General features: G+C 66.8%; 17 protein-coding genes. 16 read left to right on the top strand and 1 reads right to left on the bottom strand.

The window, feature by feature from the left end; translation table 11 throughout:
• Nucleotide 1 precedes the first annotated feature (1 nt).
• From ABT123_RS05985 to ABT123_RS05975, 3 genes are all read left to right on the top strand, one after another.
• Nucleotides 2–1,117: an MAB_1171c family putative transporter gene (locus ABT123_RS05985; protein ID WP_351310237.1), complete on the top strand. Its 1,116-nt coding sequence runs from the start codon at nt 2–4 to the stop codon at nt 1,115–1,117.
• Nucleotides 1,118–1,140: 23 nt separating this feature from the next.
• Nucleotides 1,141–2,328: an amidohydrolase family protein gene (locus ABT123_RS05980; protein ID WP_351310235.1), complete on the top strand. Its 1,188-nt coding sequence runs from the start codon at nt 1,141–1,143 to the stop codon at nt 2,326–2,328.
• A gap of 120 nt (nt 2,329–2,448) precedes the next feature.
• Entirely contained in the window at nt 2,449–3,003 is a 555-nt protein-coding gene (locus tag ABT123_RS05975) for a hypothetical protein (protein WP_351310233.1), read from the top strand.
• Nucleotides 3,004–3,043: 40 nt separating this feature from the next.
• On the opposite strand, the gene ABT123_RS05970 is transcribed toward ABT123_RS05975, so the two are convergent.
• On the bottom strand, nt 3,044–3,880 hold the full coding sequence (locus ABT123_RS05970) for a helix-turn-helix domain-containing protein (protein ID WP_351310231.1): 837 nt from the start codon (nt 3,878–3,880) through the stop codon (nt 3,044–3,046).
• A 375-nt stretch (nt 3,881–4,255) separates the two neighbouring features.
• Between ABT123_RS05970 and ABT123_RS05965 the strand changes: the two genes are divergently transcribed.
• The 13 genes from ABT123_RS05965 (at nt 4,256) to ABT123_RS05905 (ending at nt 12,531) form a co-directional block, all read left to right on the top strand.
• Nucleotides 4,256–4,570 (top strand): transcriptional regulator, encoded by a 315-nt coding sequence (locus tag ABT123_RS05965; RefSeq protein WP_351310229.1) that lies wholly within the window; start codon nt 4,256–4,258, stop codon nt 4,568–4,570.
• The gene (locus tag ABT123_RS05960) at nt 4,570–4,944 is read left to right on the top strand and encodes a helix-turn-helix domain-containing protein (protein ID WP_351310227.1); all 375 of its coding nucleotides are present in this window, start codon (nt 4,570–4,572) and stop codon (nt 4,942–4,944) included. The genes ABT123_RS05965 and ABT123_RS05960 overlap by 1 nt, the downstream gene beginning before the upstream one ends.
• Before the next feature lie 56 nt (nt 4,945–5,000).
• Complete coding sequence (locus tag ABT123_RS05955) at nt 5,001–5,588, top strand: WhiB family transcriptional regulator (protein WP_351310225.1); 588 nt, start codon at nt 5,001–5,003, stop codon at nt 5,586–5,588.
• Between the two features lie 142 nt (nt 5,589–5,730).
• The gene (locus ABT123_RS05950; RefSeq protein WP_351310223.1) at nt 5,731–6,009 is read left to right on the top strand and encodes a hypothetical protein; all 279 of its coding nucleotides are present in this window, start codon (nt 5,731–5,733) and stop codon (nt 6,007–6,009) included.
• The gene (locus ABT123_RS05945) at nt 6,006–6,866 is read left to right on the top strand and encodes a hypothetical protein (protein ID WP_351310221.1); all 861 of its coding nucleotides are present in this window, start codon (nt 6,006–6,008) and stop codon (nt 6,864–6,866) included. The genes ABT123_RS05950 and ABT123_RS05945 overlap by 4 nt, the downstream gene beginning before the upstream one ends.
• Nucleotides 6,867–6,868: 2 nt before the next feature.
• Nucleotides 6,869–7,597 (top strand): ATP-binding protein, encoded by a 729-nt coding sequence (locus ABT123_RS05940; protein ID WP_351310219.1) that lies wholly within the window; start codon nt 6,869–6,871, stop codon nt 7,595–7,597.
• Nucleotides 7,597–7,947: a DUF4326 domain-containing protein gene (locus ABT123_RS05935; RefSeq protein WP_351310217.1), complete on the top strand. Its 351-nt coding sequence runs from the start codon at nt 7,597–7,599 to the stop codon at nt 7,945–7,947. Before ABT123_RS05940 ends, ABT123_RS05935 begins: the two co-directional genes overlap by 1 nt.
• The gene (locus ABT123_RS05930) at nt 7,944–8,363 is read left to right on the top strand and encodes a DUF6195 family protein (RefSeq protein WP_351310215.1); all 420 of its coding nucleotides are present in this window, start codon (nt 7,944–7,946) and stop codon (nt 8,361–8,363) included. The genes ABT123_RS05935 and ABT123_RS05930 overlap by 4 nt, the downstream gene beginning before the upstream one ends.
• Nucleotides 8,363–9,478 (top strand): DUF2637 domain-containing protein, encoded by a 1,116-nt coding sequence (locus tag ABT123_RS05925; RefSeq protein ID WP_351310213.1) that lies wholly within the window; start codon nt 8,363–8,365, stop codon nt 9,476–9,478. Before ABT123_RS05930 ends, ABT123_RS05925 begins: the two co-directional genes overlap by 1 nt.
• An 83-nt stretch (nt 9,479–9,561) precedes the next feature.
• Nucleotides 9,562–10,110: a hypothetical protein gene (locus tag ABT123_RS05920; protein WP_351310212.1), complete on the top strand. Its 549-nt coding sequence runs from the start codon at nt 9,562–9,564 to the stop codon at nt 10,108–10,110.
• A 481-nt stretch (nt 10,111–10,591) separates the two neighbouring features.
• A complete protein-coding gene (locus ABT123_RS05915; protein ID WP_351310210.1) occupies nt 10,592–11,155 on the top strand; it encodes a hypothetical protein in 564 nt (187 codons plus the stop codon).
• A 10-nt stretch (nt 11,156–11,165) separates the two neighbouring features.
• Nucleotides 11,166–12,143: a C40 family peptidase gene (locus ABT123_RS05910; RefSeq protein WP_351310208.1), complete on the top strand. Its 978-nt coding sequence runs from the start codon at nt 11,166–11,168 to the stop codon at nt 12,141–12,143.
• 49 nt (nt 12,144–12,192) lie between these two features.
• A complete protein-coding gene (locus ABT123_RS05905; RefSeq protein ID WP_007447287.1) occupies nt 12,193–12,531 on the top strand; it encodes a DUF8827 family protein in 339 nt (112 codons plus the stop codon).
• The last annotated feature ends 156 nt before the right edge of the window (nt 12,532–12,687 follow it).

Genomic DNA, 12,687 nt, shown 5'->3' with positions numbered 1-12,687 from the left:
CGTGGAACTCCTGCTCCTGGGGCTCCTGGCCGCGCTGGTCTGGAAGCTCTACCAGTGGAAGCGAAGCCCTCATGACGCACCTCTTCGCTCGGTCACCCTCTGCCTGCTCTGTGCCGCGCTCTCGTACCCCGTAGCGATGCCCGGCGGCGCGTCCGGAGTGGACACCGTCGCCGGCCACGGGACGGCGAAGCTGATTCAGAACGTCCTGTTGCTCCTGACGGTCTACTTCCTCATGTGCTTCTACCTCTACTCCGCCGCTGACGAAGAAGCGGGGCGTCGGCGGGCACGCAGGGAAGCCGTGCTCGTTGGGTTCGTCGCAGTCGCGATCACTGTGGCTGCGGTGTCGGTGCCACACGAGGTCTTCGCCGGCAGCTTCAGCACAGCCGACATGACGATTCCCCAGATCGCCTTCTTCTACGGTGGCGCTGGCCTCTACCTCATGTATGCCCTCGGCATGGCGTTTCGGTGGACGCGTCGCTACGCCCGCATGTCCCGACGCCCGCACTCCACCGGGCTCTGGATGACCGCCGTCGGTCTGGGAGCGATGGCCGTAGCGTGCGCGATTCGAGCCGTCATCGTCGCCGTTCGCTCGGCGGACGTGGACGTGCCACATCCCCTCATGGCGGCCGTGGCCTTCCTCTTGGTCGCATCAATCCTGCTGTTCGCCGCGGGTGTCACCTACTCCGGAGCCCGAGCGCGAATTTCCTCCCTACGACTCTGGCTACAACATCGGCGTGATCACCGTCGCCTCTCGCCTCTGTGGGAGCTGCTGACGGAGGCGTATCCGGACAACGTGCTGAGGCCGGCGTCCTCTGCTCCACTGGACCGATGGCGGGCCCGTGGCGTGCACCGGCGCTACCACCGCCGCATCGTGGAGTGCCGCGACGGCCTGGTGGACATCAGCCCGTACCTGCTGGACGAGGGTGACGACAGCACAGTCCTCAACATCGACTCCGCCGAGCTCGCCGCCAGGCTCCGCCGGGCCTCCGCTCGGATCGAGAAGGGGGTCCCCGCGCCCCGCCGCGCGGTCCCGCTCGCGATGGCGCTGGGGAGCGACCGCGAGTCGGATGTGAAACAACTGATTGCGGTATCCGACGAACTGCGCGCAGCCGCATGACCTCGCAAGATCAAGGAGTCACGATGCTGATTACCGGTGGACGAGTGCTCGTCGATTCGGGGACCTACCTGGAAGACGGTGCCGTTCTCATCGAGGGTGAGTCGATCTCTGCCGTCGGGCCGCGCAAGGAGATCGAGGAGCGGGCCGCGGCCGACGTGCCTCGATTCGAGTTCGGCGGAACCGTGCTGCCGGGGCTCATCGACGCTCACGTTCACCTGGCCTTCGATGGCGGGCCTGATCCGGTGTCCACCCTCCAGGGCTCGACGGATGAAGCCCTGTTCGAGGACATGCGGCGCCGCGGCGAACAGCTCCTGCGCAGCGGCGTCACCACCGTCCGCGATCTCGGCGACCGTGGCGGACTGGCGCTTCGTCTGGCTGCGGAAATCAGTGATCGGCGTACACCAGGACCGAGGATCGTCTCCGCGGGCACCCCGGCGACCACCGTGGGCGGACACTGCCACTTCCTCGGCGGCGAAGTCTCCGGCGAGACCGAGATCCGCGAGCTCGTAGGGCGCAATCTCGCGGCCGGGGCAGGCGTCATCAAGGCGATGGTCACCGGCGGCGGCCTCACGAAGGACGGCCCCAGGAGCCACCAGTCTCAGTTCACGGCGGAGGAGCTGGCCGCCCTTGTGGAGGAAGCCCACAAGGCGGGCGTGCCTGTCGCGGCCCATGCGCACGGTGCCGACGGCATCGCCTCAGCCGTAGAGGCCGGCGTCGACACCATCGAGCACTGCACTTGGATGTCGAGCGATGGCCTGGATTTCCGGCCCGACGTGGTTCAGCAGATCATCGCGAAGGACATCACTGTCTGCCCGGCCGTAAGCCCGCACTGGCAGATGCTCCCGCGCTTCTTCGGCGAGGAGCGCGCCAACGCGATGTTCGACCTGGTGCGGCAGATGGCCGACGCCGGAGTCCGCCTGATCGCGGGGACAGATGCAGGCGTGCAGCGTGCTGGCTTCGACGGGCTTGCTCAGGCCCTGTCGTTCTACTCGCACCTGGGTCTGTCGAACGCCTCGATCATCGACATGGCGACGTCGCAAGCGGCTGCTGCCCTGGGCCTGGGCGAGATCACAGGGAAGGTCGCTCCCGGATACCGAGCGGATCTCCTCCTGGTGGACGGTGACCCGCTCGCGGATCTCTCCGCACTGAGCGGAGTCCAAACCGTGTTCGCCTCCGGTCTGCGCCACGAACCGAACGGCACGGGGCAGTAGGGACCTCACGCTGGTGCCCCGTTTCCTGGCCCTCGCGGGTCCGGGGAACAGGACACCAGTGCCGCTTCAGGACAGCCGGGTGGTTCGATGCCTATCATGACGACTTGTACCGTAAGTGGCATGTCTGTGGATATTCGTACTGTATTGCGTAAGCAGGAGGATGAGCTGCGGCGCTTTCGCCGGAACCTGTTCTCTACGGAGCTGGCTGATAGCGGCCTGGCCTCTGCACTGCCCAATGACGTGCTGGAGCAGTTGCGGGCGGAGGGTAGGACGGTGCCGCATCGCTTCGGACCGGTGCGCTCGGTGACCGACCGGCACGCTGTCCTCACTATCGGCGGGGACATCATCGACCAAGCCCTACTCCTGGACCGTCCCGGCCGGGAGGGGGCTGTGCTGACACTGTCGGTCGCCGCACGGCACAAGCAGCTCGGCACTCGCCAGGCAGTTGACCCGGGGGAGGCGCGGGCCTGGGTGGAAGCGATCGTGGGCCCCAAGTGGCTGCCGCACTTCTACTCTGCTGGGGCCCTGAGCGGCTCCACAGAGGGCGGGACCTCGACGTCGAGGTCGTTGACGACGCAATACTTCTACCTGTTCCTTGGCGCGGACGGTGTCCCGCACGCCGAGCCGGAACATCAGCTCGGCGTGCAGTTGACCCCGCTCGTCCATTCGCCCTGACGATCACCAAAGCCCAGGGCGAACGTTGCCTGATGCGGCACTAATTGCTGGTGCTTGGACCGGCCTTCTTGTCCAGCTCGCTGGCGAGGTCGTTCAGGATCGAGAGGACATCGGCCGGCAGGCCCTCGGCACCCATTCCGCGTGCCCGGACTCGGCCCACCTTGCCCTGCTTGGCCGCCGACATGAGGCGGAGCCCTTCGTAGACCTGCCGGGCGACGGACTCGTTCGGCTCGAAGTACAGCTTGGAGACGTCGAAAAAGTTGGCCAGCCCTTCGAGAACCACGGGCACCGGTGCGTCGTGTCCACCGGTCCGCAGGGCCTCGATGTCCTCGGGCGATGTGACCTGGGAGCCCGCGTAGGCGTTCACCGAGTCCGCGATCTCCTGATCCCCCGGAGCGGTTCTGCCCGGGTAGGAGCGCTCCAGCAGGAGAGTGATCTTCTCAGCCAGTGTCTCCGGCACCTTCTCGGCCTCGGCGGCGCCCTCGTCAGCCTCTCCGAAAGACCGATCCTGGGCGCGCTTCAGCTCGTCCTCGGTCACCCCATACGCAGCCGCTAGGAGAGGGACGTACCGGTCCTTGAGCCGTCGGACGCCCTGCTCAGCTCCAGCCACCGGCCCATCGCTCTTGGTCCCGATGACCGCCCGCGTCTCGTACCGGTAGAGGCCGGCGTCGCACCGCAGGTCGGTCAGATCGGGCAAGCCGTCGCGCGGGAACAGGTCGTCCAGATCCCGGTTCAGCACCCTGGCGAGAGCAGAAAGCTTCTCTTGATCGGGTGTCGTCGCTCCCGACTCCCACCCCGCCACGGTCGAGTCCGCAGCACCGAGGGCAGCCGCCACGTCGGCCTGCGAGACGTCGGCGGCTCGACGTACCGCGCGCACACGTTCTCTGTCGAAACGGCGAGCTGGCATCGGACCTCGTTTTTTGGGTGACCCGAGGAAATCTCGGACTGTTGACATTTGATGCGAACCAAGATAGCTTCATCTTAGCGAAAAACGAGGGGGTTCGCACCCCTCTCAGCCTTCGCCCACCTGCGGTTCCCATCGTGGACCGATTTGGTGGAGAGGGGCTACCGCGCATCACTCGGGCGCGGTTCCTCCCCTCAAAACGCCATCGGCGCCCGAGAGTTCGCACCTCTCGGACGCCAGACAGCTCGTGACCCGCGGCCCCCTACAGGGGCGCTGGTCACTCGCACGGCCACTCCGTGTCCTTTCGCACGGCACGACGGAGCGGCGTACCACATAAAGGAGTGTCGCATGTCCCCTACTACGGACTGCAACCCGAAGGTGGAGATCCCTTCGGGCCCGGCCGAACGGCTGGCGGCGCAACTGGCGTCCATGCTGCCGGAAGCCGCTGTCGTACAAGTTCGCCTTCAGGGGCCTCGGACCCTGTGGCCCCACCTCGGGCTGACCGCCGTGAACGCTCGTGGACGAACCCTTCGTATCCCTCGGGCGAAGGCGCTCACCATCGCCCGGTGGATCATTCGCTCGTTCCCCCAGGCCGGATGGGCGGCCTCCGGCGGGCATGCCTTCGACCTGCGGACCGCCGAACTGCGCGGGCTGGAGGCGTGATGGCAGCCGTGGCACCGGCGAACGCGGGCCCGGCCGTGGACTTGCAGGGACTCGCGGCCATGGTCGGCCTCTTGGCTCAGGCCGGCGGCCTGGACGCCTTGTTGGGCAGTCGGGCTACAGAGTCCCGCGACAAGCGTCTGCACATCGGGTACAGCGAAGCCGCTGAACGGTTGAACATTCCCGAAAAGTGGCTCCGTGAGCGTATATCGACGCTCCCACACCGGAAGTTCGGGAAATTCGTGCAGTTTACGGAGGACGACCTCCACTCGATTTCCGATATGCACTTCGTCAACCCTGGCGCAAGGACCCAGAGGGATGACGAGTCGGCACTGATGGCGCTTCAGCCGTCCAAGCGCTCTCGTAAGCGTTTCTGATCTCCTCTCGCGCCCGAAGCAACAATTCGCGGCGCTGCGAACATCGCGAGACACAAATGAGCACTGACATATCCAGTCTTATCAAGGCTGTGCACCAGGGAAACTGGCTGCCCCTTCTGGAGGAGTCGAAGAGAGCTTCGGGTAAGCACTGGGCCGAATTTGCCCAATGCGCTAACCAGGACATCGACATGTTCGTCCCTCTCGCAGACGGCCCACGGGAAGATCCCGACTTGGTAAAAGCCAAGTCGGGAATCTCCCTCAATCGTCCTCGCAATTTCTGCGCGTCATGCCCTGTGGCCGTCGCGGCCCGGTGCCTGGTGGAATCTCTCAAGGATGACGACGAGTACGGAATTCGCGGCGGTCTTCTGGCTTCGGAGCGCTCAGAGTTGCGGCGCGCTTGGCAAGACCGGGACACCGAAAAAGCTGTAGAAGGCGCGCTTAGAGGGTGCACCGAGCCCCTGACCAAGCCCGCCCGGGACGCGGTGATTGCGCGCTTCGCCACTGATCCCTCACTGGACGCTGCCGCCGTCGCCCGCGGGCTTGGCGTGACGCACGAGTATCTGATGAAACTCGCCCGTCGCTACCGAAAGTCGCAGGCCAGGCGGGGCGCGCCCTCGGTCCACGTCGTCTCAGACGCGGCCTGACACGCCCCCGAGGAAACGATTCCTCCGCACGGCGGAGCCTGCGTTCACGGGAGTTCTCCCAATGCCTCAGAACGGCCCCTCCGGATCTCGGCGCGCAAATACCAGTGCCGCAATCCGTGAGATTGCACCTACAGCCGCACTCGTGCGGGTCTATCCCGAGCGCGCTGTTACCCACCTCTTCGAATCGGACTTCTACCGCATGCTTATCGACCGCAGGACCGAAGAAGAAGTGGCACGCATGGTCAGGCGCGAATTCGGCAAGGTCGCAGACTGGCGTCTTGCCCACGATTTCTACCTTCCTACCGAAACGCTGTACCTCACCCCGGAGCCGCACCAGAACGGCTACATCCCGGAGGACGACCACTCTTTCGGCCTTTCCCTCCACCGTCGCATAGCAATAGTTGGCGGTGAGCACCGATGAGCGACATAGCAACCGAACTGATTTGGTCACAATCAAAGTCGTGCAGGGGCTCACGCCTCGTCATGCTGGCCCTGGCCCGTGAGGCGGACGACGACGGCAAAGCCACGCTGACCTTGGAGGAAATATCCACGCTCACCCGTCTTACGCCTCGCTCGATAACGAAGTGCCTCGGAGAGCTGGCAAAGCTCGGGGAACTCAGCCACGAGCGGGGAGGGGGAGCCTCCAACCCGAACACCTACTCGATACTGCTGTGCGGCGATGGTGTCGGCCGTATCGGTTCAGAGAAAGAACTTCCTGCTTCCAACCCTGAAGATTCAGAAGAGGGAACTAGGTTCCAGGAACTTCTCTCCCAGAACTCCGCTTCGGAAGCCGGAAGTGGGAAGTTTCAGCACACAGATTCGGAAGTTTCTTCCTCGCGCGCACGTGGTGGTAATACTCCCTACGGGAGTATTACCACCACCAAAGAGCAAGCTAGCTTGCTGGGGTCACGTCGAGAGAACACCACCGCCAAGCAGGACTCGGTGAAGGTTCCAGACGGAGCCCAGGACCTGGTAACAGCCATAACAAGCGCTGGAATGCTCGTCGGCTGGCGATTGACCGAATCGGAATGGGATCGGGTAACAGCTCTCGCAGCACGTTGGGGAAATGAACGGCTGGTCGAGATGGTGGCGCGGCGATGGAACGCCGACCGCCCGCCACAGTCCGCCCGCTATCTGCTGCGTATCTGGGCGGATCTGCCCTCGCACGCTCCCGCAGCAGCCTCCCAGGGGAATGTTGTGCCGTTGCGTCGGCAGTCCGGAGGCTGGATTCCCTTTCAGAACACCGCTGCCCCGAGCGCTTACCAGAACGGATTTTGATCATGGCAGAGCCGGAACGCGCGGGCAGCGCCAAGTCGATGCGCGCAATGGAACGAATACTCGCTGCGAAAGGACTTCAGGTCGTGCCGGACACCGCCCCCGCCGACGAGGCACCGGAAGAGAACCCCGGAGACCGTGAGTGGCACTGCCGGGCTCGGGCCGACTACGCCGTGAGCCGCTGGCAGAGGGCAACCCCTCCCCGGTTCCGTGACGCTGAGGCCACGCTGCCGGAGGTCATCGGTTGGGCCGACCGGGCACTCACGGACAACGCTGCCGCTGGTGCGCTTCTCCTCACCGGCCTCACGGGGACGGGCAAGACGCACCAGGCGTACGGGGCCATGCGGAGGATCGCGGCCGGCGGACCGGACCGGTTCGAGCTGATCGCCGTGAACTCAGCGGACATGTACGGCAACCTGCGCCCGTCACAGGTCATGGGGGCAGCAGAACACGAGCTGCAACGGCTCAGCCGGGTTCAGTACCTGCTCCTCGATGACCTCGGCACGGCGAAGACCTCGGAATGGACCGAAGAGGTCACGTACCGGCTGATCAACTACCGGTACAACCACTGCTTGCCGACGATCATCACGTCCAACCTTCCGGCCCGCGATGAGAGCGGCCCGGACCTGAGCGACTTCGTCGGGGCCCGCGTGGCGAGCCGTCTGGCCGAGATGGTCACGACCCTCGTGCCGATGATCGGCGCCGACAGGCGCCGTGGCGGGAGGGCGGCCTGATGCCCGTACGCCTCTGCGGAGCGCGCCGCGACGCCGCAGCGTTGTCCACAGCCTGTGCATACGTCGGCCCCCACAGCCGGTACGCGAACCCTTTCACGGCCGGGGTGCGCTCCCCGCTCGGTTCTCCGATGGACGGCGCGGAAGCGGTGGATCTCTTCGCCGCCACGCTCCGGGGCCCGGTAGGCCGCCAGTACGCCGCTCGCTTCGCCCGAGCGCTTCACGGGCTCGACCTGATGTGCACATGCCCCCTCGATGCTCCGTGCCACGCAGACGTCCTCCTCCGTCTCGCCAACGAGTCCGGCGACGGAACCGCACTCCGCACCACAGATCTTCTGGAAGGCCCCCGATGAGTCACCCGATCATGTTCGCTGCGGCCAAGCACCTCACCACCGCGGAAGACCGGCGCAACACCGCTCGGGAGGCGGCGTTCCGTACCTGGGGTCCACGGTCGATCACGGCCGCGTCGAAGTACGCCCGCGCCCTCCTGGGGGATGCCGCAGTCACGCTCGACTGGGAGGTGCTGGGCCTGCTCAGCTTTGAAGAGCACCTGCAAGCCTTCGCCTCGCTCGACACGACCGCGGGCCAGCACCTGGAGCTCTACTACACCGACCAAGGCGGCAGGGAACGGCTCTCGCTGCGGGTCTCGTGCGTGAGCTGCCCGAGTCAGCACGTGCACGAGGTGACGTCTCTGGAACAGCTCGGACGGCTCCTCTCGCAGACCCCGGCCTGGCAGGACATCGCGCCCCGCGAAGGGGGCAACCTCTGATGTCGCACACGCACATAGACACGACGGCGGGAACCGAACGTCAGGGCTACAACCTGCGCGGCATGACGGCCTGGGACCGCAGCGCGATCATCCTGCTCGGCGCGGCCGGCTTCGCCTTCTCGTACGACGCGCTGCGTCAGATCGCCCTCGCCATTCACGCCAGGGAGAACCTGTCCTACCTGTTCCCGGTGTTCATCGACGGGTTCATTGCTTACGGCGTGCGGGCGATCGTTCTCCTGCGTCACGAGCGGTTCGCCGCGCGGTTCTACGCGTGGGTCCTGTTCCTTTCGGCGACCGGGGCGAGCCTCGGCGCGAACGCTCTGCACGCGATTACGCTGAACGATTCTCCGGAGGCCGGACGGTCCGCGCTGCACCTGGCGGACAGCGTCGTGGGCGTGCTTTCGATGCTCGCGCCGCTCGCGCTGGCGGGATCGGTCCACCTCTACATCCTGATGGCGCGGACGGCTGAGCGGGCGGTCCCGGACGGGACGGAGACTGGTCCCGGACCGGTCCGGGAGGTGACTCCGACGCTCGAACGCGTCGCGGTCGAGCCGGGTCCTCGTCCGCGGGAATCACCCGTGCAGACGGCTCCCCGACCGTTGCCGGGCGGTCCGTCCGCACCGGTGCAGTCCACCGCAGCCGCCGTTGACCTGCGCAAAGTTGCGGTTCAGCCCGAGGACCATGCGAACGCTGCCGGTACGGCGGTCCCCCCGTCCGGGGAGGTGGACGGCGGGAAGACGGACGGCGGGACGGCGGACGGACCGGTTCCTGGCTCACCGGGTCAGGGGCCGACCACCGCGCCTTCGTTGGCAGCCGATCCGTCCGTTCCGGCGGCGGTCCGCGACGCTGCGGACGGGGAAGAGTCGTCCGTCCCGGACGGACCGGAGGGCTCGCAGGATCGGGATGCGGACGACGACTGGTTGACGGAACTGCTGCCGATCGCGCGGGCCGCTACCGAGCGGGCCGGACGGATCAGTCGTGAGGTTGTCGGCGACGCCGTCCGCAAGCATCAGGCGATCAGCAACGACCGCCTTGGTGTGCTGCTGGGGAGGCTGAAGGAAGACGACGACGAGGGGGCCAAGGCACCCGCCGCCGCCTCCAGTGCCCTCTGGTGATTGCATCTCATGACGGGCCTGGGGCCTGTGCGGCTCGCGCCGTGCGGGCCCCGGCCGGCCCGCTTGATCAGGAAGGAACGACGATGTGGTCTCGCCGACGCGACCGGGCGGAGGACGCCGTCCGCGCCGATGCCGCACAGGCAGCGTCCGCGCTCACGCGGCACCTCCAGGACGGAGGCGGTCTTGGGCCAGTCCAGGTGAACGGCCTTGCCCTTGCGGCCGGTGAAGTCGCCTTCGCGGACGTGATGTGTTCCGCCGCCCGCTTCTACGGGACGGGCGTCGACTATCCGACCTCGACCGGGTACTTCGAGAACCACCCGACCTTCGGCCGGCGGTGGGTGACCAACGGTCGCCTCGACGCCCGTCGGCGGCAGGAAGCGGAGGACGCCGCCCTTCCCCAGTGGCGCGATCACACCGCGGCCCGAGTGGTGCTCACCTCGGCCGGGGTTCGGCTCCTGCCGGTGGGGGCCCGTGAGTGGATGCCGTTCGACCACGCCCTCCTGACCGGCGTCGCCGCTGAACCGCCCGCCGTCGTGCTCTCGTACAGCACGTGCGCACCCCTGCTCCTGTCCGGCCTCGCCGCACCGTGGGTCGGCGTGGCGATCGAGCACCTTCGCCACGGGTCCGCATAGAGCCGCAAAACCTCCCTCGGGACGAAAGCCGGAACTTAATTCCAGGAATTAAGTTCCGGCTTTTTGCGTGATTCGAGTTGTCCGCGAACCCCTGCAAGGATTCAGGCACGGCCAACGCCACAAGGCACTTTCCGGCCGAAGAGATCACTCACGATCTCGCCCGACTCACGGAAGGGGCTGATGGCCTTGATATGAGTAACGCGCCCGACAGCTCAACCGTCCCGCAGATGCGAAACACGATCGAACCCTTCCGCAGATGAGACAGGCAGATAGAGCTTCACGCTCCGGCCTGCTCTGCGAATTCCCCGGCATTCGCCGGTAAAGCCCGCAGGAGGAATCCCCCTTCTTCCTGCGAAGGAGCGGCGCGGCCCCCGCCCCCGCAGGGCCGCGCCGCTCGCACTTCCGAAATCCAATGCACCAAGGTTGTGGTCCCCGCATGCCTCGATCGACCCGTTTCATACCTATATCGGCCGCAATAGGGGTGGCTGGTTCTCTGGCCTTCCTGTCGACCGGCTGCTCCAGCTCGGCCAACGACACCTCCGCGGCACCGACCGCGTCGGCACAGCCGCACTCCGTCTCGACGGGCATCCCCGACACGGCGACACCGCACAGCGGCGCTACCGCATCCGCGTCAACTACCGGCCTGCCGAACGACGTTGAGCGGACCGCGCGGGCCTTCACTGTGGCCTACGCGCAGCACGACGCCCGCGACGGCGCAGACAGCTCGTACGCGGATGCCGGCGCTCGGGCCGCCCGGCTCGCCTCGGGGGAACTCGCGGGCGTGCTCGCCCAGAAGCGGCCGGGCCAAGACGCCGCCTGGGCCGCCCTGCGGGACGAGAAGGCTCGCCAGACGGCCAAGATCACGGCCGCCGTGGTCCCCGACGGCGCACCCGCGATGACGGCCTCCTCCGCTCTCGTCCGCGTGAGCTACATCCTCACGACCTCCCCCAAGTCCGGGCACCCGCGCAGCAGTAGCGAACAGCTCGCGCTCCGCCTGGAGCACACCTCCAAGGGCTGGCGCGTCACCGCCTTGCCCTGGGCGTGACGGGGCCGCGATGAACAAGGGCACGCAAGCTGGCCTGGGACTCGTCTCGGCCGGGCTCATCACTGGTGTCGCCATGCTGACCACGTTCGGAGGGGCCGACAGCGCCTCGGCGCAGGAGACCGGTCCGGGCGGGGGCATCAAGACGGACGCACCCGTACCGGGCTGGGTACGCGAGTTGATCAACAAGCACGCAGGAGAGTGCCCGCAGGTCACAGCTTCGCTCCTTGCTGCTCAGCTCTACACCGAAAGCAAATTCAACTCCGGTGCGACGTCACCCGTCGGCGCCCTCGGCATCGCGCAATTCATGCCGGGGACCTGGGCTCAGCACGGCAAGGACGGCGACGGAGACGGGGTCAAGGATGTCCGGAACCCTGCCGACGCCATCGCCGCGCAGGCCGCGTACGACTGCACCTTGGCCAAAGAGGTCAAGAAGGTGCCGGGCGACTCGACGGACAACATGCTGGCCGCTTACAACGCGGGCGGCGGCGCGGTGATCAAGTACGGCGGCATCCCGCCGTATTCCGAGACCCGTAACTACGTGCGCATCATCCGCGCGCTGGCCTCGGAATGGGCCGACGCCGTCAGCCCGGACGCACCGGCCGGCAAGGGTGCCGCCCGCGCGATCTCGGCCGCGAAGACGGCCCTGGGTACCTGGTACCGCTGGGGCGGCAGCTGTGTCATGCCGTACGAGGGCGCGGGCGGCTGCGACTGCTCCTCGCTCACCAAGATGGCCTGGTCGGCGGCGGGAGTGAACCTGCCGCGCACCACGTACGACCAGGTCCACGCAGGGACCGCCGTCAAGGACATCTCCCAACTCGTCCCGGGCGACCTGCTGTTCACCGTTCCCGGCAGCGCCGGACCTGAGCACGTCGGCATGTACATCGGCGGCGGCCAGGTGATCGACGCCCCGCGCACCGGGGCTCAGGTGCGGATCAAGCCGCTCAGCTACTGGAAACCGCAGATCATCGCGATGCGGCACGTCGGCTAATCACACCAAAACATCCAAAAAAGACACCTACAGCACCAAGGGGCTGAAAATGCACAACCTCCTGTCTGCCGCCGCCGATCCCTCCCTGCACACGACCCTCGCCGCCGGTGCCGATGTCGTGTCCGGCGTGAAGCCGGACTGGGGCCCCTTCGGGAAGCTCGGCGGCACGGCGAAGGTGATCCTCGGCGTCATCGCGGCCGTCGTCCTCGTCGTCGGCGCCGGCGCCTTCCTGGCCGGTGTCGGCAAGTCGAAGGGCTGGTTCGGCGAAGGCCACTCCACGATGGACAGCTCGCGCGGCAAGGGGATGATGGTCGGCGGTCTGACCTGCGTCTTCCTCGTGGCTAGCTTCGGAACCATCTTCGCCATCACGTACGGCATGGGTGTGTGATCCATGCCTATCCGATCCCGGAGGAACGTTTCCTCCTCGAAAGCCAGCGGAGTGCGCCGCTCGTCGGCCAAGCTCTGGGGCATCGCGGCCGGCGGCGCGGCAGTCGTCACCGCGGCCGGGGTGGTCGTCAGCATGACGACAGGCACTTCTCCGGCC

Source organism: Streptomyces sp. NPDC002054, from assembly GCF_040296685.1.
Classification (GTDB): Bacteria; Actinomycetota; Actinomycetes; order Streptomycetales; family Streptomycetaceae; genus Streptomyces.
The sequence above is the reverse complement of the archived record's forward strand: the minus strand, read 5'-3'. Positions and strand labels throughout refer to the sequence as shown.